Source organism: Chryseobacterium sp. OSA05B (assembly GCF_019970065.1).
Classification (GTDB): domain Bacteria; phylum Bacteroidota; class Bacteroidia; order Flavobacteriales; family Weeksellaceae; genus Chryseobacterium.
On record NZ_JAHXYH010000001.1, the window covers coordinates 617,405 to 641,895 of the forward strand.

At 38.8% G+C, this 24,491-nt stretch carries 23 protein-coding genes; 10 read left to right on the forward strand and 13 right to left on the reverse strand.

The features are described from left to right. Positions 1-310 precede the first annotated feature (310 nt). The 11 genes from LC419_RS02730 to LC419_RS02780 all read right to left on the reverse strand — a co-directional run bounded on the left by LC419_RS02730 (position 311) and on the right by LC419_RS02780 (position 10,767). Entirely contained in the window at positions 311-505 is a 195-nt protein-coding gene (locus LC419_RS02730) for a hypothetical protein (protein ID WP_034728849.1), read from the reverse strand. A gap of 5 nt (positions 506-510) precedes the next feature. After that, on the reverse strand, positions 511-1,113 hold the full coding sequence (locus LC419_RS02735; RefSeq protein ID WP_034728847.1) for a MarC family protein: 603 nt from the start codon (positions 1,111-1,113) through the stop codon (positions 511-513). Between the two features lie 44 nt (positions 1,114-1,157). Continuing rightward, positions 1,158-2,897: a BatD family protein gene (locus LC419_RS02740; RefSeq protein ID WP_223605910.1), complete on the reverse strand. Its 1,740-nt coding sequence runs from the start codon at positions 2,895-2,897 to the stop codon at positions 1,158-1,160. After that, a complete protein-coding gene (locus tag LC419_RS02745; protein ID WP_223605911.1) occupies positions 2,897-3,625 on the reverse strand; it encodes a tetratricopeptide repeat protein in 729 nt (242 codons plus the stop codon). Before LC419_RS02745 ends, LC419_RS02740 begins: the two co-directional genes overlap by 1 nt. Before the next feature lie 123 nt (positions 3,626-3,748). Further along, the gene (locus LC419_RS02750; protein ID WP_223605912.1) at positions 3,749-4,756 is read right to left on the reverse strand and encodes a VWA domain-containing protein; all 1,008 of its coding nucleotides are present in this window, start codon (positions 4,754-4,756) and stop codon (positions 3,749-3,751) included. Beyond that, the gene (locus LC419_RS02755; protein ID WP_223605913.1) at positions 4,756-5,748 is read right to left on the reverse strand and encodes a VWA domain-containing protein; all 993 of its coding nucleotides are present in this window, start codon (positions 5,746-5,748) and stop codon (positions 4,756-4,758) included. Before LC419_RS02755 ends, LC419_RS02750 begins: the two co-directional genes overlap by 1 nt. After that, positions 5,741-6,643 (reverse strand): BatD family protein, encoded by a 903-nt coding sequence (locus LC419_RS02760; protein WP_223605914.1) that lies wholly within the window; start codon positions 6,641-6,643, stop codon positions 5,741-5,743. Before LC419_RS02760 ends, LC419_RS02755 begins: the two co-directional genes overlap by 8 nt. Positions 6,644-6,679: 36 nt before the next feature. After that, positions 6,680-7,543, reverse strand: coding sequence for a DUF58 domain-containing protein (locus LC419_RS02765; protein WP_223605915.1), 864 nt, complete (start codon positions 7,541-7,543; stop codon positions 6,680-6,682). Between the two features lie 81 nt (positions 7,544-7,624). Continuing rightward, positions 7,625-8,083, reverse strand: a complete 459-nt coding sequence (locus tag LC419_RS02770) for a GNAT family N-acetyltransferase (RefSeq protein WP_223605916.1) — start codon at positions 8,081-8,083, stop codon at positions 7,625-7,627. After that, positions 8,083-9,087, reverse strand: a complete 1,005-nt coding sequence (locus LC419_RS02775; protein ID WP_223605917.1) for a MoxR family ATPase — start codon at positions 9,085-9,087, stop codon at positions 8,083-8,085. Before LC419_RS02775 ends, LC419_RS02770 begins: the two co-directional genes overlap by 1 nt. A gap of 384 nt (positions 9,088-9,471) precedes the next feature. After that, positions 9,472-10,767: a hypothetical protein gene (locus tag LC419_RS02780; protein ID WP_223605918.1), complete on the reverse strand. Its 1,296-nt coding sequence runs from the start codon at positions 10,765-10,767 to the stop codon at positions 9,472-9,474. Between the two features lie 280 nt (positions 10,768-11,047). Between LC419_RS02780 and LC419_RS02785 the strand changes: the two genes are divergently transcribed. From LC419_RS02785 to LC419_RS02820, 8 genes are all read left to right on the forward strand, one after another. Continuing rightward, complete coding sequence (locus tag LC419_RS02785; RefSeq protein WP_223605919.1) at positions 11,048-12,382, forward strand: peptide-N-glycosidase F-related protein; 1,335 nt, start codon at positions 11,048-11,050, stop codon at positions 12,380-12,382. A gap of 314 nt (positions 12,383-12,696) precedes the next feature. Beyond that, complete coding sequence (locus LC419_RS02790; RefSeq protein WP_034728833.1) at positions 12,697-13,167, forward strand: DinB family protein; 471 nt, start codon at positions 12,697-12,699, stop codon at positions 13,165-13,167. Positions 13,168-13,174: 7 nt separating this feature from the next. Beyond that, positions 13,175-13,744 carry a hypothetical protein gene (locus LC419_RS02795; RefSeq protein WP_223605920.1) on the forward strand — a complete coding sequence of 190 codons (570 nt, stop codon included), beginning with the start codon at positions 13,175-13,177 and terminating at the stop codon, positions 13,742-13,744. Positions 13,745-13,765: 21 nt separating this feature from the next. After that, positions 13,766-14,533 (forward strand): 23S rRNA (guanosine(2251)-2'-O)-methyltransferase RlmB, encoded by a 768-nt coding sequence (gene rlmB / locus LC419_RS02800; protein WP_223606728.1) that lies wholly within the window; start codon positions 13,766-13,768, stop codon positions 14,531-14,533. Positions 14,534-14,630: 97 nt separating this feature from the next. Further along, on the forward strand, positions 14,631-15,680 hold the full coding sequence (locus LC419_RS02805; RefSeq protein ID WP_223605921.1) for a DUF6263 family protein: 1,050 nt from the start codon (positions 14,631-14,633) through the stop codon (positions 15,678-15,680). Between the two features lie 161 nt (positions 15,681-15,841). Then, positions 15,842-16,069 (forward strand): hypothetical protein, encoded by a 228-nt coding sequence (locus LC419_RS02810; RefSeq protein WP_034729133.1) that lies wholly within the window; start codon positions 15,842-15,844, stop codon positions 16,067-16,069. Positions 16,070-16,100: 31 nt separating this feature from the next. Continuing rightward, positions 16,101-18,641: a YfhO family protein gene (locus LC419_RS02815; protein ID WP_223605922.1), complete on the forward strand. Its 2,541-nt coding sequence runs from the start codon at positions 16,101-16,103 to the stop codon at positions 18,639-18,641. A 26-nt stretch (positions 18,642-18,667) separates the two neighbouring features. Beyond that, complete coding sequence (locus LC419_RS02820) at positions 18,668-19,969, forward strand: glycosyl transferase family 1 (RefSeq protein ID WP_223605923.1); 1,302 nt, start codon at positions 18,668-18,670, stop codon at positions 19,967-19,969. A 153-nt stretch (positions 19,970-20,122) separates the two neighbouring features. Here the strand turns inward: LC419_RS02820 and LC419_RS02825 are convergent, their stop codons facing one another. Further along, positions 20,123-20,767: a hypothetical protein gene (locus LC419_RS02825; RefSeq protein ID WP_223605924.1), complete on the reverse strand. Its 645-nt coding sequence runs from the start codon at positions 20,765-20,767 to the stop codon at positions 20,123-20,125. Positions 20,768-20,885: 118 nt separating this feature from the next. Here LC419_RS02825 and LC419_RS02830 point away from each other — a divergent pair, with 118 nt between their 5' ends. Next, positions 20,886-21,863 (forward strand): YpdA family putative bacillithiol disulfide reductase, encoded by a 978-nt coding sequence (locus LC419_RS02830; RefSeq protein WP_223605925.1) that lies wholly within the window; start codon positions 20,886-20,888, stop codon positions 21,861-21,863. A 259-nt stretch (positions 21,864-22,122) separates the two neighbouring features. Here LC419_RS02830 and LC419_RS02835 read toward each other — a convergent pair whose 3' ends face one another. Continuing rightward, positions 22,123-23,292 carry an MFS transporter gene (locus LC419_RS02835; protein WP_223606729.1) on the reverse strand — a complete coding sequence of 390 codons (1,170 nt, stop codon included), beginning with the start codon at positions 23,290-23,292 and terminating at the stop codon, positions 22,123-22,125. Positions 23,293-23,607: 315 nt separating this feature from the next. Between LC419_RS02835 and LC419_RS02840 the strand changes: the two genes are divergently transcribed. Then, positions 23,608-24,486 (forward strand): AraC family transcriptional regulator, encoded by an 879-nt coding sequence (locus tag LC419_RS02840; protein WP_223605926.1) that lies wholly within the window; start codon positions 23,608-23,610, stop codon positions 24,484-24,486. Positions 24,487-24,491: the final 5 nt, after the last annotated feature.

Sequence of the window (24,491 nt, forward strand, 5' to 3'; positions counted from 1 at the left end):
AAACTTGAGGAAGAGATAATTTTTTTTTACGCAAAGTTCTATGAAAAGTGCTTTTGAGTTGGAGGAGGCAAAGAGTTCGACTTCGTCTCTGATGAAGCTTTCGGATAGAGCGCCTACTTAATCGAATCAATGAAAATTGATTCCGCCTTTGCTTCCCTTTATCATTAGTGTAATCAATTTCTTTGCGTTAAAAAAAACGTATCCGCTTCCCAAGTTTTGAAATTGATTCACCAGAAGCCACCAGCAAAAAACAAAAAAACCTCCTTCACTTGAAAGAGGTTTTATTATATAGAATAATGTGATTCTGAGATTATTTCTTCACTCCGATCCTGCTCCATGTATCCAGCACGAAAAGCAAAATCAGACCGAGAACTGCTGAAGCGATTGAAAATACAAACTTCAGGTTATCTTCTGATAAAAGATCCGTCTGCCAGTCTAATGCATAAAGATTGATGGCAATAAAAACGATAAACACAACTAGAAATACTTTATAAAACTTCTGCATGATTCTTAAAAATTAATATAGTTCTGCACCAATTGGGCAAAGTTAGCGGTGAATAATTTTATTGAAATCGCCAAAAGAATGATCCCGAAAACTTTCTGAAGAATAGACAGCGTGGCCTCCCCCATTCTGTTTTCCAGCCACTTTGCTGATTTCAGCACCAAATATACGAAAATTGTATTGAGAACAATTCCTAAAATAATATTAATGTCATGAAATTCAGCTCTGAGAGATAACGTTGTGGTAAGGGTTCCGGCACCGGCAACCAGCGGAAATGCAATAGGGACAATGGATGCCGCCTTTGCTTCAGTGGTTTTATTGATCTCGATTCCCAAAATCATTTCAAGCGCTATGATAAAAATCACAAAAGCACCGGCAATAGCAAATGAATTAACGTCTACTCCGATAAGCTTTAGAATTTTGTTTCCCACGAAAAGAAAAACAATCATGATCACCCCGGCAGTTATGGATGCCTTTCCGGCTTCTATCTGGCCAAACTTCTGCTGAAGGCTTACCACGATAGGAACAGAGCCAATAATATCGATCACGGCAAAAAGAACCATAAAGCAGGTAACGATCTCTTTAATAGAGAAATCATTAAATATTTCCATCTCTTTGTAATTAATAATTTCGCAAAAATATGAAAAAAAAGTGATTATTTGCTAATACGTGAATACAAATTAACAACTGCTTTTAAAAGTTCGTCCATTCCCTCTGCAGATTTCAAAGGTGAGTATTTTTCCATTTGAATTCTTTGTGACAGATTTCTATACTCCTCTGCAACAGAAGATCCTTTATGGCTTTCCAAAAATGTTCTGAATTCCTCGGAAGAACTCTTGAAATACTGGTTTCTTACCTCAAGATCCATTTCTTCCAGCGTATCAAAAAACTTTTGATAATCTTCATTATCCTTAAGATTTTCAAGATAGCTGAAGTAATCATTGATATCCGTTTTCAGTGTTTCTCTTATTTCCCGTTCTGTTTCTGCCACAGAACCAAGCGGTTTCGGAGATGCTGTTTCTCTAACTAACGCTCGTTTTTTTTGCCAAGTCTTAAATAACAGATATATTACAAATAACCCTACAAGAATGGCAATATTGGTTAAAAGAATATTCCAGTGGAATTTACTTTTTTCTTTAACCTTAAATGTAGTGGTCTTCAGAACCGGTGTATTTACGGTTTCTAAAAGTGTATTGGTATATTCGTTTACCTTTTCAACCGTTGTACGGGATTCAAGAATCTGATCATGTGAAAATGCATTCAAAGCTAGGTTTTCCTGTCCAAGATCTACATATTCGCGGCTGGCCGGATCAAAAAATGCAAACGGCTCAGTCTGAATTGAAATAGCCCCTGCTTTTTTCGGAATCACCACATAATTAGCAAACACTTCTCCCTTCATTCCCGTTGTTCCGGGAGCTACTTTAGAGGTAATTTTCGGCGTAAACACTTCATAGTCCGGAGACGCTAATATCTTTGGAAGATACATATCAGGAAGATTTCCTTCTCCTGAAACTTTAACGATAACATTGATGGGTTTTTCAACCTCTATTTTATCTTTTGATGCATGATAAACATTCACGCTGAAGTTCCCTACTGCATTTTTGAAGTATTCGGGGGATCCTTCCGGAAGTTTTTTTACATTAAGTTTTACTTTATTGGAAACAATTTTATTTTTATTCGCATAGGAACTTACCGATGCTGATACGGAAGGAACTTCTACATAACCTGCTTCATTGGGAAACACCATAAAAACGGCTAAAGTCTGTGAAGCCATATTTCCGGCGCCCGAAGGATCAATCTCCGATTTGCTCATGCTGATAGGATGTACATTGATGTTATCCTGATGCGGAAGACGGACATCTTTCACCTTTCTGAAATTGTCCATGTTTTTAGAGTACACCCTCAATACTGCTATGGTAGGCTGATCCTGATACACCTCACGGTCTTCAATCTCCATATTCAGATACATCTCCCCGGAAACATTACTCGCCAGTGATCTTCTATCGATAATATCTTTTATATTAACGTCAAAGGGTTCGGTTTTATAGATCTTATTACTTACGGTTACCAGTACGGAACCAATCTTGATTTTTCCTTTTTTCTTAGGCTCAAGAGCAATTCTCGATACTTTCTGGGTAATAAGGGTATTGGTAGCCGGATCGATCACAGTATTCGTTACGGATCCGCTTCCGATGATGTTGAATTTTGAAAGGTCAGGAAGCTGAAAACCTGTTTGCTGAACAAGGTCAGTTCCGTTAAGTTCAAGAATGATGGTCAGGTTGACAATATCTTTTCCGTTGTATTCGGTTTTATCTGTTTCCAGAGATAGGTTGACCTGTCCGTAAGAAATTACGGATGCAAAAATAAATAATATGTAAATTAATTTCTGCTGCATCACCAATCTTTTTCGTTGCTCTGCGGCGTCGAATAAGAGTTCTTATTTAAGATTTTTCTGGCGGTTTCTTTTTCTTTTTCGCTTACTTTATCTAATATGGCATTTTCAAGGTCTTTAGGGATCTTCCCTTCATTATTCTGGTTCTGCTTAGGAGTATTTCCCTGATCGCTTTTCCCTTCATTCTCGGGGCCGTTACCCTGATCCTGCTTCTGATCTTTTTTATCGCCTTTCTGATCATCTCCTTTGTTCTGATCATCACCGCCGCCACCGCCTTTTCCTGAGTTATTCTTCTCGTTATTTTGCTGCTGTTTTTCTTTTTCTTTCAGCTTGGCAATTTCAAAGTTCTTTCTCGTCGCTTCATTATAAGGATCCTGCTTCAGGGCCTGCTTATAATAATCAGCCGCTTTTTCTGGCTGGTTCATCTGCATATAGGTATTTCCAAGGTTATGAAGGGCAGCCGTCTTATCGGGCAGTGTCTGCGAAAGCTTTTGTGCTTTGTCAAATTCTGCTTTGGCCTCTTCATACTTCTTGCTTTTATACAGGGCATTCCCCAGGTTATAATGAGCTGTAAAATCTTTTTCATTCTTTTTTACTGCCTCCATATACTTGGAAGATGCGCCATCATAGTCTTTACCGTTGAATTTCTGATTGCCTTCATACACCAGTGTACGGTAGTTTTCCTGACCAAACATCAGGTTTGAGCATGATAAAGCAATAAAAAACGACAAAAAAATGATTTTAGTATTCATTACCTGCAAAATTATTCGTTTATATGTTAATAAACAGACTTGTATTTGTTAAAGTTCGGTTAAAGTATTTATTTAAAATATTGATAAACAAAGAATAAAATATTATACGTTGAAATCTTTTTTCGGGTTCAATATATAAATTAAAAAGAAGAAGAAAATGGATACTATTAAAAAATATTGATAATAATGATTGGCGTTCTGAGATCTCACCAAAGTCTGTGCGGATGAAGCCTTTTTATTCATGGCATCGATGATCTTATTGGGTGCCTCGTTGATGTTATTTCCATCGATATAATCACCACCTGTAGATTCTGCCATCTTTTTAAGGGCTTCGGTCTGTCTTTTGGAAATAACCGTTCCGCCATCCATATCTGTTTTGTAGCCCATCAGCTGTCCGAAAACATATTCTGGTACCGGTGCGCCTTCGTCTGTTCCTATTCCTACCGATGTTATAGAGATTCCTTCTTTATTCGCCAGTCGGATGGCTGCATTGTCATTCCCTTCATTATCTTCCCCATCACTCAGCAGAATGATCTTTCTTGAACCCTTGCTTACATTTTTAAACTTTTCAGCTGCAGCTTGCATTCCTTTCAGAAAATCCGTCCCCTGAACCTTCATCGAGCTTGTTTCTAAAGCACTTATGTAAGTTTCTGCAGTCCCGTAATCTGTTGTAAGCGGCATAATGGAAATAGCTTCACCGGCAAAGATCACAATCCCGATCTTATCATTCTTCATCTTCTGCATGGTGCTCAACATCAGATTCTTTGCTTCCATAAGACGGCTGGGATCAATATCTTCCGCATTCATAGAATTGGAAACATCCAGCATAAAAATTACATTATTAAGCCTTTGATTGGTTTTCACTTCTTCAGAACCATTCAACAGATCGATAATGGAAAATATCAGGAAAAGTGTTCCCAAAAGATATAAAACGGGGAAAAACTTTGTAAATCCCGATCTGTGTTCAAATAAATTATCGTGAAACCGGCTGTCTGCAAAAATCTCCCTCTTTTTCTTTTTCCATTTCAGATAACGGACCAGAAAGAAAGACAGCAGCGGTAAGAGCAGCAGCAAAAGTAAATACCAGTAATTTCCTAAAGACCAATTCATCAGCTTAAAAATTTATATAATACCCATCGCAGCAATGCATCAAAAAACAGCATTCCAAGCGCGATCCAAAGGAAGATTTTAAAATATTCATCATAGTTATACAGCTTGGAAACCTTAATGTCCGATTTTTCCAGTTGATTGATCTCATCATAAATTTCCTCCAGACTGCTGTTGGAAGTCGCTCTGAAATATTTCCCTCCGGTAGTCTGCGCTACTTCTCTCAAGGTATTTTCATCAATCGTCACTTCCGTTTCCGTGAAGATCAGATCCCCGAAAATATCCTGTGAAGTAGGCATCAGTGCAAAACCATTGGTTCCGATCCCTATGGAATATATTTTTATATTATTGTTTTTGGCCAATTCTGCAGCGACTTGCGGAGGTATTGCATTCTGAATATTGCTGACACCGTCTGTCATCAGAATCACAACCTTACTTTTAGCTTTGCTTTTGGTCAGATGATTGACCGCTACGGAAAGTCCTTCTCCTATCGCTGTTCCCGGTTCAAGGCCTGCAGAATTAAGGTTTTTAATTTCATCAATCACCACCTGATGATCCGAAGTCACCGGCACTTTGGTAAATGCTTCTGCAGCGTAAGCTACCACCCCTATCCTATCGTTCGGGCGCTTCTGAACAAACTTAGTGGCAATATCTTTTAATGCGGTAATACGATCCGGACTAAGGTCTTTGGCAAGCATACTCAGTGAAACGTCTATAGAAAGCATAATATCTACCCCTTTGGTATCATCCCGGTCCTGAGAAACTGTAAATGTTCTCGGTCTGGCCATCGCAATAATAAGGGCAGAAAGAATGATGTATTTCGAAAGTTTAAGTAAAACAAGCACCGCACGGATTCCTCCGCTGTCATCCATATTCTGGATGGTAGGGACTTTTATGCCTTTCTTTTTCTTCCCTCCCGCATCTTTAATAAAAAGGGGAATGAACAGCAGAAAAAGCAGCAGGAACCACGGACTGTAAAATTCAAAATCAGGCATCCTTTCTTAAGTTTTCAAATTCTAAATCTTTTGATGATCTCTTCACAAAATCGCGGATATCTGCAAAATCTTTTTCCATGGTAGTCTGGTCAGGAAAAGTCTTGGCGAATTTCACCAGGTCCCCTCTTAAAAATACATCTTCCACGATCTTTTCGTTTTCCTGGGAAATGGTGTTGTTCTTTTTCATGACCTCAATAAGATCGTCGGTAAGTAGAACATCCGCCGGAAGATGGTATTGTCTGGCGATGAATGTTCTTGATATTTCTATTAATTCAACATAAAAGGAACGGAAATTACCGTCTTCAATGTATTTTTTCTTTTTTAAAGAATCCAGCTCTTTTAAAGTCTGATTCGTTGCAACCGCAGGTGAGCTTTTCGATTTTCTGCCCCATTTGATAAACATAATGACCGCAATAATCAGTGCAATCACGGCAAGGGCAGCTAAAATGTAGAACTTATAGAGCTCCCAATAATCTTTGGTTTCAAGCTTTACTTCCTTATTATTCATGATATCATTGATCTGATCGGCCTTTTGAGCGGTGTTGATCACATCAATTTCATAAGGAATGGTTTTTAATATCTTTCCTCCCACATTGAATTCCAGTTCGGGAATGGTAAATTTCCCCTCGTCATAGACTGAGAATTCAATTTTTCTTTCGTAGAAATTCTGATTCTGTCCGATGCTGTCTTTAATTTCCTCGAAATGGAAAGGAAGCAGCTCATTTTTAGGCGCTGCAACAACCTGCAGGTCATGCACATTGTCAATTTTAATCGTTAAACGATTCACTTCCCCCAAAGCAAGGGTCTTTTTTTCGAGCTTCGAGGACAATATCTGTGAAAATGCATTTACACAGATGAGAAAAGACAGTATGAATAATATTTTTTTCAATTTCAAATAATAGAGTTAAGGCGATGCCTTTGTTATTGATATTTACTTCTTCTGGAAATAATTATACAGCATTTTTGAATAATCGGCACCGGTGCCCATATTCATAAAGCTGGCCGAGCTGTTGGCAAAATCTTCTTCCAAAGCGCGGACTTTCTGTTTCTGGGCTTCCGCAAACGTATACCTCCACCTTGCACTGGAAGTATTAGCCCAAACTTCTTTTCCTGTTTCGGCATCATGCAGAAGGGCATAACCAACATCCGGGATTTCGTTATCTTTTTCGTCAAAGATCCTCATCCCAAGCAGCTGATGCTTTTTTGATGCGACTCTCAACATTTTGGAGTCATACGTATCTTCAAAATCCGAGAAGAGAAAAACCAGAGATTTCCTTTTGAAAATCCCCATCATATATTCCATCGCTTTATCGATCTTCGATACAGCAGATATATAATCTGCCGTCAGGATATTACTGATGATCGAAAGGATATGTTTTCTGCCTTTCTGCGGCGGAATCACTTTATATACTTTATCAGCAAACAGGATCAGTCCTACTTTATCATTGTTCCCGGCAGCCGAAAATCCAAGGCTGGCAGCGATTTCCGCTACATATTCCCTTTTCAGCTGGTTTTTGGTTCCATAATCCATGGACGCGGAAATATCTACCAGGATCATCATGGTCAGCTCTCTTTCCTCTTCCATCACTTTGACGAACGGTTCACGGAACCGGGCTGTTTTATTCCAGTCGATTCTTCTGATTTCGTCTCCAAACTGATAGGGGCGTACTTCCGAGAAAGTCATCCCCTGTCCTTTAAAAGCACTGTGATACTGTCCCATAAGCGAAGCTTCCGTCTTCTTTCGGGTACGGATCTCTATCTGCTTTACTTTTTTTACAATATCTTTTATTTCCATAATGCGTTGCGGGTTTCGAGTTGAATGTTTTTGAGTTACGGGTTGCGTTTCCATCTTCTAACTTCCTTTCTTCCCTTCTCGTTAATCCTTCAGTTCAATCGAAACATTCAGCCATTCATTGTCAAATTTCGGGCTGTATTTTTTATAAAAATTAATGGCTGGTTCGTTCCAGTTTAATACCTGAAAAACCATTCCGCTGTATTGGTTTGATTTTCCATATTCCAAAGTGGCATCAAACAAAAGTTTTCCGATCTGTTTTCCTCTCATTCTTTCCGTCACTACAAGATCTTCAAGATACAGTCTTCTTCCTTTCCAGGTTGAAAATCTGTCATAATACAGGGAAATCCCTACAATTTCATTATTGAGTTCAGCAACAAAAGCTCCCCAAACTGGAGATTTCCCGAAGCCATCTTCGATAAATTCTTCTAAAGTTAAAGTCACTTCATGAAGTGCTTTCTCGTATTCTGCCAGTTCACGGATCAGCTCCAGCATGGGAGCGCAATCTTCCTGAACCGCTTTTCTGATGACCACTTCACTCATTACGGTGCCTGAATTTTAGCCAGGATTCTGCTCACGATCTCTTCTGATGTAATTTCTTCCGCCTCAGCTTCGAATGTAAGACCAATTCTGTGTCTTAATACGTCCTGTGCCAATGCTTTCACATCTTCAGGAATCACAAAAGCTCTTCCCTTCAGGAATGCATACGTTCTGGATGCAATCGCAAGGTTGATGGATGCTCTCGGAGAAGCTCCGAATCCGATGTAGTTTTTAAGTTCGGAAAGTCCGTAATTTTCAGGATAACGGGTTGCAAACACCATATCCAGAATATATTTTTCGATCTTTTCATCCAGGTAAATCTGATTGATCAGTTCTTTAGCATCTACAATATCCTGCAGTGAAATCACAGGCTTGACAACCGGTTGATGAGAGGTTGAAACCATCCTCATCACCGTTCTTTCATCTTCAAAACTCGGATAATCGATTTTACATTTCAGCATAAAACGGTCGCTCTGAGCTTCCGGAAGCAGATAAGTTCCTTCCTGATCAATCGGGTTCTGAGTAGCCAGTACCAGAAACGGTTTTGGAAGCTTCATCGTTTCATCACCAATGGTCACCTGCTTTTCCTGCATCACTTCCAGCAGTGCCGACTGAACTTTTGCCGGCGCACGGTTGATCTCATCCGCCAACACAAAATTCGCAAAAACAGGACCTTTTTTTATGGAAAAATCGTTGTCTTTAATATTGAAGATCATGGTTCCCACCACATCCGCCGGAAGCAGATCGGGGGTAAACTGTATCCTTGAAAACTCACCGTGAACAGCTTCTGCCAGGGTTTTTATCGCCAGGGTTTTTGCCAGTCCGGGAACCCCTTCCAAAAGAACGTGACCATTTCCAAGAAGTCCTACCAACAGGCGGTCTATCATATATTCCTGTCCAATAATCACTTTGTTGATTTCCTGTCTCAGAAGAGAAAATAAGTAGTTTTTTTCTTTTACTTTTTCCGTCAACTGGCGGATATCTTCGGCTTGATATGTATCTGACATAGCTTTAATTAAAATAAGTGGTAAATTTCTGATAAATACTGGCATTAATCAACATAATGAATGCCATTTTTGAGTTAAAGTTTGTTAAATATTCCGGGATTGATAAAGCAATGAGCTCCCTATAAAACAACTTTCACTGTATAAAATCAATTCATACAGTGAAAGTTACGGTAATATTTTGTTATAAACAGAGTGTTAAATTGTCAATCGTCAATTTTGCTGCGCAAGTGAATGGTGAACGGTTCCCTACTGGTAAAAATTCACTATTGACAATTCACAATTCACTAAAGTTTCATGTCAATGGTCAATGTTGCTGCGCAAATCAATGGTGAATGATTCTCTGCTAGTAAAAATTCACTACTGACGATTTACATTTCACCTCTATTAAAGTTTAGTAATCTTAATGGTAAATACATTTTCCGGCATATCGACTGTTTCTTCATAAGCTCCGACGTTGATAAAATATTCAGTTCCTGCCGTCGTGGTGAAGGTATAGGTTTCTGCAGCTCCGCCACCGCCGGCATCTACTGCTTTTATACATGTCAAACTACTGCATGTCCCGCTATAAATATCCATCTGTGGATCATAAGCACTGCCCGAAGGCATCGTGATTCCTACTTTAAACTGACCACCGTCTCCTGTAAATTTAAACCAGGTTCCGTCATTCATGGCATCAGCACATGAGGTTATAAATCCATTATTATTAGTGGCAGATACGCCGTCACTTTGTGTATATTCATAAGGAAATACAGATGCTGCGAAAGCTCCTGAACATGCGTCATTGGCAGGAATCGGAGGAATAGTTTTAAAGGTAATATCTGCACAGCCCAAAGACTCAAGGCCGGCTGAAACTGCAGTAACTTTTAAATAGTAGTTTGTATCGCGGTTAAGCGCAGTTGATGGAGTGAAATTAACCCCGGTCACTGTCTGCTGATTAACAACATCCGTCCCGCCGGGAATTGTTCCCAATGAAATTTTATAAGAATCTGCGCCTTGGACTGCCAGCCATCTGATATTAGGAAGTAAAGCCACAGACTCGGTACCGTTTGTAGGATAATTCACAAAAGGACAATACGGGCCTGGTTTAGGGGTCAATCCTGAAATGGTAACTGCAGATTTGTAATCTGCTCTTATTCCTCCCGGTGGCGTTGCAGGATCAACTACCGCACGATCTCCCTTATAATAGAGAGTAGAATACTGAATATGCGGATACACACGGAAAGCTTCATCAAAATTATTGATATCGATACTCTGAGAATTTTCCCTAGCAGCGATCACTAAATTATCTGTATTATTATAGGCAAATGGTGTGGTAAAAGTCACTTCTACTTTATTATTGGTTTTGGTCACAGTCCCTGTGAAAACCTGAGTAAGCTGTGCAGCCGGAATCCAGTCTGTACCGGATGTAAATGCTGTTTTTGCAGTATGCCCCAAATAAACGGTCCAGTCTGAGGAATCATTGATTGTGGCAGACGGATCCAGATAAAATGTAAGGCCAGTAATATTTCCCGCTGCTGTAGCATTCAACTCCTGTTTAGGATAGATCTGCTGAACATATGAGTAGGAAAAAAAACTGCTGACAGGTGCAGTGCCGACATTGGTGCTTGTGATATTCAAATTGATTTGGGCGCTAGACAGCGAAACTATCAATAACAAAGATAAAAGTAAAATTCTTTTCATAATTAATAAAGTCATCAATAACAATGATGCTAATTTAATAATAAAGTTTTGATATTTATAACAAATATGACTATTTCACCCATTGGGTTAATTATTTAAATTATTATTAATAAAATGATGGATAAAAACAATTCAGAAAGTCTATTTGGTAAAAATAATTCATCAACACTTATAAATAATTTACATAATCAATAAAAAAATAACGTATATTTTAAAATTAAACAACCAAAAAACAACTTTAAATAGATATTTTAATATATTTGTATCAAATGCCAATCATATGTATAAAAAGCTATTTTTTGCGAGCCTTTTTGTCGCGAGCCTTTTTCAATCACAGACCAGCCGTATGAATCTGATTTCAGATGCCGTTTATTATGACGGTTACGCTGCAACGGTATCGGATCCGGTACCTGCGGGTCTTATCAGGCTGGGAAACACCAGATATGCAAGGAAACTTACAGATGCTGAACTCAATTCTTTTAAAGCAAAAATTGCCATGAGGGTGAGCATAGGTGCTCTTTGTGACAATTATGACCGTCTGGGAAGTGTTTATTTAGCCATGGTTCCGAAAAACCAGCCTACCTATACGATGAATGATGCAAATGTGAAAAGAATCGAAGTTGGCAGGTACATTACCCCGTTTATGAGTAAAAACCGGACTCCTAATGAGGTTCCTTATACCTATGATCTAAGTAATATGTACAATGTATTTCATGATGCTGCATTGCGTACCACCTATGATATGTATATGGAACTGGATGTTTTCGGTGTTCCTTACGCAGCTCAGACACAGGTTGCCGGATGTGCCGGAAGAATTGATGTTTTCTCAGGAAATCTTACGTTCTTCTCAACGGATACAGGGGCCACCATTACTGATCAGAATTCTATTGTACCTATATTAACCTATAAGACATTAAATAACTATAACAGCACAGATGTTCCCGGTGAAACCGTCCGAATTGTTAATTTCAATCTTCCCAGCGCTGTTACCAATGCCCAATTTTACGTGATATCTACCCCTCATGGTGCTAACGCTGGTGGTGAAGAGTACGTAAGAAGACAGAATTATACGTATATAGATGATGTGCAAATGCTCACCTATACTCCCGGTGGAATTTCCTGTGAACCGTTCAGAGTATACAATACACAAGGCAACGGAATCTATGGAGCAACTCCGAAATCATTTGCAGAATGGACTTCATGGAATAACTGGTGTCCTGGCAACTCAGTTCCTATCAGAGGATTTACTATGCCTACCATAACCGCTGGAAATCATACTTTAAAACATACCATTCCGACAGCTGTTTTCAATCAACAGCAGGGTGACGTATATTTATCTGTCTATATGCAGGGCAAAAGCAGTGCAGTACTGGATGTAAAAGATATCAAGACGGTGGATGTAAGCATCTACCCCAACCCTACTTCGGATTTTGTGAATATAAGATCCAAGTCGGATGTAGCTTCGATAAGTGTTTTCAGTGTTGAAGGAAAAAAATTAGCCGAAACCCGCGGAGAAAACAAAATAGATATTTCAACCTATCCTGCAGGAGTCTATTTGCTGAACATTATTTTAAAGGACGGAATAACATTCAAGCACAAGATTATCAAAAAATAGATATACATAATCAGATCTTATAAATTTAAAAACATACAACTCCTTTGAAAATTTTTCAGGGGAGTTTTTTTGTTTCGAGATGTGGGATGCGTGGATCGTGGTTCGAAGCAGCCAACAAACAGTTTCAGACTTAAACTTAACTCTAAAAGCCAAAAACTCTCACACCCTCAAACCCTCAAACTCGAAACCCGCACCTCACACCTCACATTCACCTCTTTTTTCACGATTTAAGAACATTTAATTTAATCCTTTAACCAAAAAATTGTCACTTCCAGTTTATTAGACTATTTTTGGTGATTAAAAAATTTTGTAAAATGAATTATCATTTTCAAGCACACAGACAGGTGAGAAAGAACCTTTTAGGCATCTTACAGAACACTTCACACGAAGATCTTCTGTTGATTCCTGATGGTTTCAACAACAATATGTACTGGAATATTGCCCATACCGTTGCTACCCAGCAGCTGCTGCATTATTATCTGAGCGGAAATCCATTCAGAATTGATAAATATTGGATCGAAACCTATAAAAAAGGCACTCTTCCGAACCTGAATGTACAAAAATCCGAAGTGGAAGACCTTGAGTTTTTACTCACTGAAACTTCAAAGATTTTGATGAAAGATTATGACAGTGATTTCTTTTCAGACTATACTCCGTACACCACAAGTTTCGGAATGGATCTGAAAAGCATCCAGGATGCCATTATCTTTAACAACATGCATGAAAGCCTGCATTATGGTTATATCATGGCACAGAAAAGAGCAATATTGGGCGAAAAATATTAATGTTTTGATGATGAAAATTTTCCTTTTACGGTTTCTCCTTTTTGGATTACTCATCTTCAGTATGGTGAATTGTTCCCCTAAGAATGAGACGGTAAAAACGCAGTCTGCTGACAGCCCTACCAGGCCATCAGCCGATACTGTTTCAGAGGTTCATCAGCCGGAAATAAAAGCCCCTGAAAATTGGAAAGACATTTTCAAATCTGTTCCAAAAGAATGGACCATGCTTACCAAAAAAGACTCGGAATACATCATCTACATTCCATGTGATTATCAAAATCAAAAGATCATTTTGAGCCACAAGGGAAAATATACGCTGGAGCATATCATTGGACAGGATGCTTATTATTTTGAGATCAAAAATATTACAAAAAAAGGAAGTACATACCTTTTTGAACTGCATGATGAAACTGCAGAAAAAGGTCAGGAAAATGTAAATTATACATTGGATATAAAGGATAACAACCAGGCAGTATGGGGTGTTTATAATGAGGAAAGAAAAACAACGGAGATCACGACTACAGATTCTGGCTTTGAAAGCAGATACAAAACAGTAGAAGAACCTCCCTGCCTTGACTAAGTTTAACAACAGAAAAAATAAATTTTGACAAACGAAAACAAAAAAGACGATTTCATTTTCGGACTTCGTCCTGTAATAGAAGCTATTGAAGCGGGAAAAACAATTGATAAGATCTTTGTGCAGAATGCACTTCAGGGTCCTATTTATGCCGAGCTAAAGACTATTTTAGCCCAACATAAAATCCGTCCCAACTATGTTCCCATTGAAAAACTGAACCGTTTTACAAGAAAAAATCACCAGGGTGTAGTTGCTTTTATTTCAGATGTTCCGTTTCACAGAGTGGAAAATATTGTTCCGCAATTGTTTGAGGAAGGAAAAACGCCTTTCCTTTTAATCCTTGACAGACTTACAGATGTGAGAAACTTCGGGGCAATTTGCAGAACAGCAGAATGTGTTGGCGTAGATGCCATTATTATTCCTGAAAAAGGAGGAGCGCCTATCAATTCAGATGCCATCAAAACGTCTGCAGGAGCACTTTACAATATCAAAATCTGTAAGGAACCGAATCTTGCCCATGCGGTAGATTTCCTTCAGCAGAGCGGTATTTCAGTATTTGCAGCAACTGAAAAGGCTCAGAAGCTGATCTATGATGTGAATTTCACAGAGCCTTGCGCGATTGTAATGGGAAATGAAGAAACAGGAATTTCTAAGGAAGTGATGCACCATTCAGACGAAAAAATAAAACTTCCGATCGAAGGAAAAACACAGTCACTGAACGTATCTGTAGCATGCGGAGCGATTTTGTATGAAGCGGTAAGACAGAAAATCGTAGCGGCTCCAAGTGTATAATCAGTAGGGACAGAAGTGTTTTATGATAGCGTTTATGGTATCGTTATTGATACACAGAACGGAAATATCAGTAAAATTTAAACTTAAAAAATTTCAAATGAAAAACGTAGCAGCATTCATGCTTATCTCATCTATAGCTCTTGTATCTTGTAAAAAAGAAACGGCAACCATCACTAAAGTAGATCCTAAAACAGGAAAAACAGTTACGGTAGAAGTTCCTGCCGATTCTGTAGCTAAAGTGGCGGAAAACCCAGCGATCAAAGATTCTGCAGGAGTTTTCACTCAGACATTCAAACTGGAAAAAGGAAAGACTTATCCTCTTACCACTTACCAGAGAGACGTAAAAACGATGGAAGATCCTCAGGGAAAATCAATCACAGCAACAAGTGAGTCTACTGACGAAATGAATTTCACGGTAAACGATATCAAGGGAAATGTATATGACATGACACTTAATCTTGTGGCTAAAAGAAATTCACAAAGTGCGCAGGGTAAAACCATCATCGTAGATACCAAGCAGGCTATTCCTAAAGAAGATGACCTTAAAATGATCTGGAATATCAACAGAGCGCTTACAGGTAACAAGCTTAACATGAAAATGGACACGAAAGGAAATGTGATCTCTATTACAGGTTTTGATGCAGTTTATACCAAAGTGACCAATGCGGTAGGAACTCTTGTAAAAGATGCTAACCAAAAGGCAAGCGTTGTAGCCAGTCTTAAGGAAACTTTCAACGAAAAAGTATTGAAAGAGCAGCTTTCTAAAAACTTAACGATTATCCCTAAAAAGGGAGCTAAAATCGGAGAAAAGTGGACGACTACTGAAAATGCAGATGCAAGCGGAACCATGAAGGTAACTTCAAATTATACATTAAAAAGTGTAGGAAACGGAACTGCAGAAATTTCTGTGACAGGAGGAATTCCTAAGAAAACAGAAAAGAAAACGCAGGGACCTATCACGCACAGTCTTAGCAGCGAGCTTGCTCAGAACGGTGTGATTAAGTTTGACCAAAGCACAGGATGGATCGCCAACCAGAATATTGATGTAAAAACGACACAGACCGAGACTATTTCAGATGGAAAACAGTCACAGTCTATGAAAAGCATCTCAAAATCTTCTGTGATGATCAATCCTTCTGCAAAATAATTGAATTAAAGACGTTTTAAAGTCTGAAGATTTAAGATTGAAAGGGTATTGGAGTTTGAGAGGAAGTTGTTATCGTTGGTAATCGCTTTCAGGATTATTTTATACCCTTGAATTTTAAACTTTAAGCTTTAAACCATATACTTGAATTTAAATTAGAAATTATGAAGTACATTCTTGAGTTAGTACTCTCAGCCATTGTTATTTTCTTTGTCTGGAATATCCTGAGAAGGGTGTTCTATAAATCTTTTTACAGTTATAGGTTTAATAACAATAGGGATAACAAACAGCAGCAGGATCTCAACAACTCGAATAAGAATAAACAGAACCTCAACTGGGATGCAGAAACAGTTGACTATGAAGAGGTAAAAGAAAGTAAAGATAAAAGGTAAATATTCCAAGAAATAAAAGATAATAACCAGCATGGCTAAAAATAAAAACTTAATTTATATTGCAATTTCACTCGTTGTATTTATAGTTTTAGCATTTTTATACTCCACCCCTGTTTTTTCAGGAAAACAGCTTTTTCAACATGATATCGTACAGTACAGAGGAGGCGCAAAAGAACTCCTCGACTACAGAGCCGATACCGGAAACGAAACCTACTGGAGTGATTCCATGTTTGGCGGAATGCCCACCTATCAGATGGGAAGCCAGTTCAAAGGTGACATCATCAAAAAGATCGACAGCAACCTGAACTTCCTGCCAAGACCGGTCAATTATCTTTTCCTCCTTTTTGCAGGATTTTTCTTCCTTGGAATGGTAGCCGTCAGAAACTGGAAGTACGCTTTACTGGGCGCCACTTTCTTTGGCTTATCCACCTATTTTTATATCATTATAGCGGCAGGACACAACGGTAAAGTAAATACTATAGAGTATTTCGCACCGCTTCTGGCCGGAATTATATTAGTCTATATCCGGAAACAATATATCTGGGGATTCATTGCAACTACCCTGTTTATGGGGCTTCAGATTGCAGCCAATCACCCTCAGATGACGTATTATCTCTTCCTGGCCTTAGGATTTTTATTCCTTTCTGAGCTGGTAAGAGCGATTCAGAAAAAAATTCCGATGAAGCATTTTCTGATTTCATCAGGAATTATTGCTGCTTCATGCGCGATTGGGGTCGGGATGAACTCTCAAAGGATTATGGCCAATTCCGAGTACATCAAAGAAACAGTACGTGGAAAGCAGATCCTTACCAATGACAGCCATACTTCAGGAGAAACAGGACTGGATAAAACCAGTATTCTGATGTGGAGCTACGGAAAACTGGAAACACTGAATCTTTTCATTCCAAGGTTGATGGGTGGCGGAAGCCAGGAACCTGAAGCTAAAGAAATGATGAATAAAGTTCAGGAAATTATTCAGGAAAATGTAGGCTCACAGGCTGAAATGGACAGGATCTCAAAAGGATTCAACGGGGTGACCTATTGGGGAGACCAGCCAGGAACTTCAGGCCCCGCCTATCAGGGAGCCGTGGTATGTTTCCTTGCTTTATTAGGATTCTTCTTTGCATGGAAAAAGTACCGTTACTGGATCCTCGGAGCATCCATTCTGACTGTTCTATTGGCGTGGGGAAGCAACTTTATGCCGCTGTCTGACTTCTTTATCGACTACGTTCCTTTTTACAGCAAATTCAGAGCACCATCTTCTATTCTGGTCGTTGTGGAATTATTATTCCCGCTGATCGCTATTATCGGGATCTACAGGTTCTTTACCGATGAAAAATTAACGGAGGAATACAAAAAGAAAATCCTTATGTATGTAAGCGGAGGAACTTTAGGGTTTCTTCTGATTCTTCTTCTTTTTGGAAAATCACTGCTTGGCTTTTATACAGACGGTGAGAAGACCTATTTCCCGCCTTTCCTTTTGGATTATCTATCTGAAGAGCGATTTAAATTATTCAGAATTGATGCGATAAAAGCATTACTCTATGTAGCTATAACAGCCGCAGTTCTTTTCATGACCATGAAGAAGAAACTGAGCCAGAATATCGCTTTGATCATCATCGGAGCCGTGAGTTTATTCGATCTTTGGACGGTAAACAAACGTTATCTGAATGATGAAAATTATGTAGACAAAGTATTTGCTGAAAATCCTTTCCAGACGGAAAGTTCAGATCTTCTGGCGGAAAAAGTTCAGGGAAATCCGAATTTAGAATCTATCGTGGCGAATGTGAACGTTAATAAAACGCTTGAAACCATTGCCGAAAAAGACAAAACACACTACAGAGTTTTCAATAATATTTTAGGAACATTCAGCGAGACGAATACGTCTTATTTCAAATCTTCAATCGGAGGCTATCATGCCGTAAAACTGAGAAGATATGATGACGTGATCAATGAATATTTCCAGGTGATGGACTCTGTGAAAGTACCCAATATCCTTAATCTTCTTAATGCAAAATACTGGGTAATGGGCGGTCCGGACAAGCCTCAGGCCATGCCGAATGCTAAAGCCAACGGAAATGCATGGTTTGTAAGCGACCTTAAGTTCGTGAACACCCCTGACGAAGAAATCAAGTCTATCGGGGTCATCGACAGTAAGAAAACAGCTGTGATGGCAGCAGAAGATAAAGCCTATTTCACAGGGAAAACAGTGCAGACAGATTCAACGGCATTTATCAATTTAACGAAATATCAGCCGAACGAACTGGAATTCAAATCTCAATCGAAAACCCCGCAGTTAGCTGTATTCTCTGAGATCTATTATCCTCACGGATGGAAAATGTTTGTCGACGAAAAGGAAGTTCCTTATATCAAGGCAGATTATCTTTTGCGTGCGGTACATGTTCCTGCAGGAACTCACAACATCAGAATGGTCTTTGAACCGGAAGTGATTGAAAAAGGTAAATGGCTGTCGCTGCTATGCTTCGGACTGTTTATCGCACTGAGTGCATTCGGGATCTTCTGGACGAATAAGAATAAGAAAAAAGAACAGCTCGTTGAGAAAACTGTTTAACGTTTAAAAGTTATTGTTCAAGGTTAATGGAACAAAAAAAAATACTGATTATCACCTATTACTGGCCTCCTGCGGGAGGTCCTGGTGTTCAAAGATGGCTGAAGTTTGCAAAATATCTGCCCGAATCCGGCTGGAGCCCGGTGATCTACACGCCCGAAAATCCAAGTTATCCCCTACTCGATGAAAGTCTTTTAAAAGACGTTCCGCAAAATATAGAGATTGTAAAAACCAAAATCTGGGAACCTTATCAGCTGGCTGAAAAGCTGAATAAAAGCAATAAAAAGTTCAAAGCCGGACAGTTTGATGTCGGCAAAAACCAAAGCTGGAAATCTAAGCTTTCGATCTGGGTGAGAGGAAATTTCTTCATTCCGGATGCCAGAGTTTTTTGGGTAAAGCCGTCCGTTAAATTCTTAGAACAGTATTTAAAAGAAAATAAAATAGATGTGATCGTGACTTCCGGGCCGCCCCACTCTCTTCATATGATTGGTCTCGGACTGAAAAAGAAGTTTACGGATCTGAAATGGATTGCCGACTTCCGTGATCCGTGGACAGAGATTTCCTATTACAAACATTTAAAGCTCACCAAAAGTTCCGACAACAAACACCGCCAGCTTGAAAGTGCTGTTTTTAAAACTGCTGATATCACTCTGGCTACAAGCTATACCGATGCTGAAAATTTCAGAAAAGCGGGAGCCAATGCCGTTTGTATCACGAATGGGTTTGATGAAAGTGATGCTTCTGCTCCACACATCGAAACAGCAAACAGACAAAATAGTGATTCTTTTACATTAAGCTATATCGGAGTTCTCGAGCAGTTAAGAAATCCTGAAAATCTGTGGAAAGTTCTTGATGAATTAGTCAAGGAAAATAAAGACTTTGCAGACCATTTTACATTGAAATTTGCGGGAAGGGTTGATGATAAAATTCTTCAGTCAATAGAAAATTCAAGCCTGAAAAACCACATCCTGAATTTGGGTTATATTTCCCATGACAAAGCTGTGGAAGAAATGGCGAGCTCCAACCTGTTACTGATCACCAACTTCCCAAATCAATCTTCGAAAGGAATTATTCCCGGGAAAATATTTGAATATCTGGCGACCGGAAAACAGATTATCTCTTTCGGTCCTAATGAAGCAGATGTGTCGAGGATACTTGAAGAAACTGCCTCAGGAAAACACTTCAGCTACGAAGATTTTAAAGCGGTTAAAGATTTCATCCTTGAGAAATATGAGCTTTGGAAAAAAGGAGATCTGCTTGAAAACACTCAGAATATAGAGCAGTTCTCAAGAAGAAATCTGACTAAAAAACTTGTTGAGATTTTAGGTTAATTTGGAACAAAACAAGAACAAAATATAATAGATGCTTCGACTACGCTCAGCATGACACTTAGTAAACTTTACGTTATATATTAGAGATGTCATGCTGAGCGTAGTCGAAGCATTCTTATTATAATCTTGCGTTATTTAATGATAATGAATTCACTAAATTGTCCACTGGTCATTCACAACAGCCACCAGATATTGTTTACCCTGAAATTCTTCAAAAACAAAACGGATGGTTTTCCAATCCATTTCACCATTCTTTTCAGTACCTTTTATATAGTTTTCGGTGAAGTCTTTGCCGGGATATATTTCCTTTAAATTATTAAGTGAATTTCCGCCAGCCTGAAATTTGTTTAATGAATATTGTGATCCTGTGAAATCTTTGGAGAAGACCCATTTCGTCAGATAATCATTGATGCTGGCTTTGTAAGGATCTCCTGAACCGTCCTGAGCACCCCAGGTAAATAAAGTCTTTGTCGGCTGAAACTTTTCGAAATCTTCTTTAGAAAAATGTTGGTCTTCCTTAGGATTTACAAATCCATACATTGAAAAACTGATTCCTTTTTCAGGATGAATGAATGATGTGAAGGTTTTATAATCTTTATTTTTCAAAGCCTGCAGAATTAAATCATTAGTTGCTTTTACAGCTGCTTCATCTGTTTTCTTCTTCTGTGCCGTGTTTTCAATATTCTTTTCCTTAGCCAGAGCCATAGAATCTACCACGTTGGGAACAGGCTTTTCCGGGGTTTTCTTACAGCCCGTCAATAGTGCTAATACGAATATTGGAATAATAAGGTTCTTCATCTTTTCAATTTTTTAATGCTGAAGAAACACCAAAACTGGTGCCAATACAATCGTATTCATAGATAAGTTCTGTTGTCTATTTTTCGCTTCATATCGTGGTTTTAAGTAAATTTGTTCTATGGAAATTTTAGACATCCTCATCATCGGAGGCGGCCCCATCGGTCTTAATTGTGCCCTTGAAGCCCAGAAAAATAATTTAACCCATCTGATCATAGAAAAAGGAACCATCGTCAATTCCTTATACAATTACCCTTTATACATGCGTTTTTTCTCTACGGCTGAAAAACTGGAGATAGATGGCATTCCTTTCATTTCTACAGCGCCCAAACCCGGACGTCAGGAAGCATTGGAATATTATCAGGGGATTGCAAGACAGAGGGAGGTCAATATCAATCTGTATGAAAGAGTTCTGAAAGTTTCCAAAAGCGGGAATATTTTTGATATTGAAACGTCAAAAGCAGTTTACAAAGCAAAGAACGTTGTTATTTCCACAGGATTTTATGACATTCCGAATCTGATGAATATTCCCGGAGAAGACCTTTCAAAAGTGAAGCATTATTATACAGAACCTTATCCTTATGCAAAGCAGAAAGTCGTTGTGGTGGGATCAAGTAATTCTGCAGTAGATGCAGCCCTAGAAACATATAGAAAAGGAGCCGATGTAACGATGATCATCCGACACTCTGAAATTTCACAAAGTGTCAAATATTGGGTAAAACCGGATATCGAAAACAGGATTGCCGAAGGAAGTATCAAAGCATATTTTAATTCAGAAATAAAAGAAATCACAGAAAAAACCGTCATTTTTAAAGATAAAAACGGGCAAACCAATGAAATTGACAATGATTTTGTTTTGGCACTGACCGGATATCTCCCTGATTTTGATTTTCTCAAAAACTCAGGAATAGAACTGCAAGGTGATTGTCTGAATCCACTCTATCATCCGGAAACGATGGAGACCAATGTCCCGAATTTATATCTGGCAGGCGTTGTTTGTGGAGGAAAGGATACGCATCTTTGGTTTATTGAGAACTCGCGTATTCATGCGGAGATGATTGTGGGGAATGTTATTTTAAAAAAAGAACCGAGAGCCTAGAAACAAGATTTAGATGCCAGATTTCAGACATCAGATATCAGATGTTCTTGTTATACTATACAAAATTCGTTAATCGAAAGATATACGGCTCAACACTATACAGTAACCCTTGCGCCCCTTCTGGTATATTCAATGTTTGAATAAAAATCTTTGATTTTTTGAGAACTTATGTGATTTGTTGTTGATACTTTTTCCCACAGATTTTCACTGATGTTTGCGCATATTCTCCTGTATAAAAGACACTCTAAACTCTCCAACCCTAAGACTCTCCCACTCTCTTCTTCAGCATCCACGGGATTACAAAATAAAACCCAAGTGCAATGCCTATCGCTAGTACACCGGTTCCTATCCATAGCGTATTGAACCCTAGCTTATCTGCAGTCATAGTCCCTACATAAGGTGTAATGATAAAGGCTAAAGCTACGGATATCCCGTTCATTCCCATGTATGCCCCTTTGTTGTTTTCACCGGAACGTAAAGCGGTTATCGTAGACATAAACGGCAGAGTCCAGATTTCACCGATACACAGCAGCGTCATGGAAACAATAAGAGTAAGGATGGAATAGTCAAATGCAAGCATTGCATAGGAAATACCGCACAATACAGTTCCTATGAGTAGCGTAAAGGCCAGACTGAAATACTTTTCCGCGATCTGTACAAAACCCATTTCAAGCAAAACAATTAGGAAACCGCTATAACCAAGGATATACCCAATATTTTGTTGGCTTAAATGTGCCGTATCTTTATAGAAAATAGTCAGTGTGCTGAATAACTGGAAAAAACAGATAGAAAACAGCATACAGAAGAAACTGTAAAGCAGGAATTTTCCATCGCGGTACGGGGAGTTCTCTTTTTTTACAGCAATGGCTTCTTTTACTTTTTTCGGTTTCAATGAGGCAAGCTTATTTCTTTTTCCAAAGAATCTGATGTACATCAAACCAGCCAGCAATGCGGCAAGGGCATTACTGAAAAATAAAAATTCATAAGAAATGGCAGATAATATTCCACCCAGTGCTGGACCTATAGAAAACCCAAGGTTGACAGCCATACGGTTAAGCGAGAAAGCTCTGGTGATATTTTCGGGTTTAGCATATTTAGTGATCGCCACAGAGTTCGCGGGACGGAAAGTTTCGCTGACAATACTCTGAATCAGAATAATAGCAGCCAGCCCCACTTCTGTTTTAAAAAGCGGAATCAGACAGAACAGAGGTACACTCAGCAGTAAACTCAGGCTTTGCACACGGTATTCTCCGATTTTATCCGTAATCAAACCTCCAAGCCATGAGCCCAATACGGAACCTATTCCGAAAAAACTCAGAATAATTCCTGAATTTTCTATACTGAAATGGAGATGACCCGTCATGTACACTCCTAAAAAAGGAAGTACCATAGAACCTGCACGATTGATGAGCATGACCAGCGCCAACATCCAGCTCTCTTCTGAGAGTCCTTTGAAAGAACTCGTATATACGCTAATTAATTTCACAATATTATTTTTTGGGGAGACAATCGAGTAAGCTGCAAATTTAAGCAAATTGGTCCGGAAAGCCCTTTAAAAGGTACTTTTTTTATCAATCACCTCAATAGAGGCAAGAATATACCACTTTGGGATAAAATCAATAAATATTCCACTCCTAACGTACGATCAGATTTTATAATTTTCGTAAATTGCAGTAACAATGGGATTTTTAAACTTAAAATTATAAAATCATAAGTAAAATTTCAACCTAATCAATACACACAAATGATAACTTACGAGAATTTACATGATACGCTATCGTTTTACAGTATTGACTGCCGGCAGTCTTATTACATCTCTTCCGGAAATCCTATTTTCGATTTTCCTGAGATGCCGTTCCGTATGGATTATTATGCCTTATGCATCTGTACGGCCGGAGATATAAACATTGAAATTGATAATCACAAATACCAGGTGGATGCCCACTCCTTTCTTGTTGCTGCCCCTTCTACCATCGTCAGGTTTCTGGAGACCAGCAGAGATTTTAAAATGAAACTGCTCTTTTTTGACAAAAACTTCCTGATCAAAAATATTTCCGATCCTTTTATCATTGAAAAGATGAATCTGTTTCCGAACGGGTCCTACAGCCTTGTCAAGACGAATGAGAAAAACTCGGCACTGCTGCAGAATCTCTTAGACTATCTGAAGAAAAAATCCAGAAAACAGGGAAAATTTACCGAAGACATTGTCCGCACCATTATTTTTAATCTGCTCTTGGAAACCGCTGACATTATGGAAACGGAACATGACAGCCTTGCTGATAAGGAGGAAAGCAAAAAAGATATTTTTCTCAAGTTCAGTCAACTGATCCGGGAAAATATAAGAAAGGACCGGACGGTTCAGTTCTATGCCGACCAGCTTTTCGTTTCCAGTAAATACCTTATCGAGGTCATTAAAAAGTCAAGCGGCAGAACACCTCACCAGGTCATTGACGAAGCGCTCCTGAAGGAAGCTTATATGATGCTGGGCAGTCCTGACCTGATGATCTCAGAAATTGCTTTTGAACTTCAGTTTAATTCGGCATCCGCTTTCGGTCGCTTTTTCAAAAAACACACTTCCATCTCCCCTTCTGAGTACAGAAACCGGGAAAATATACAGGTGTGAGAATT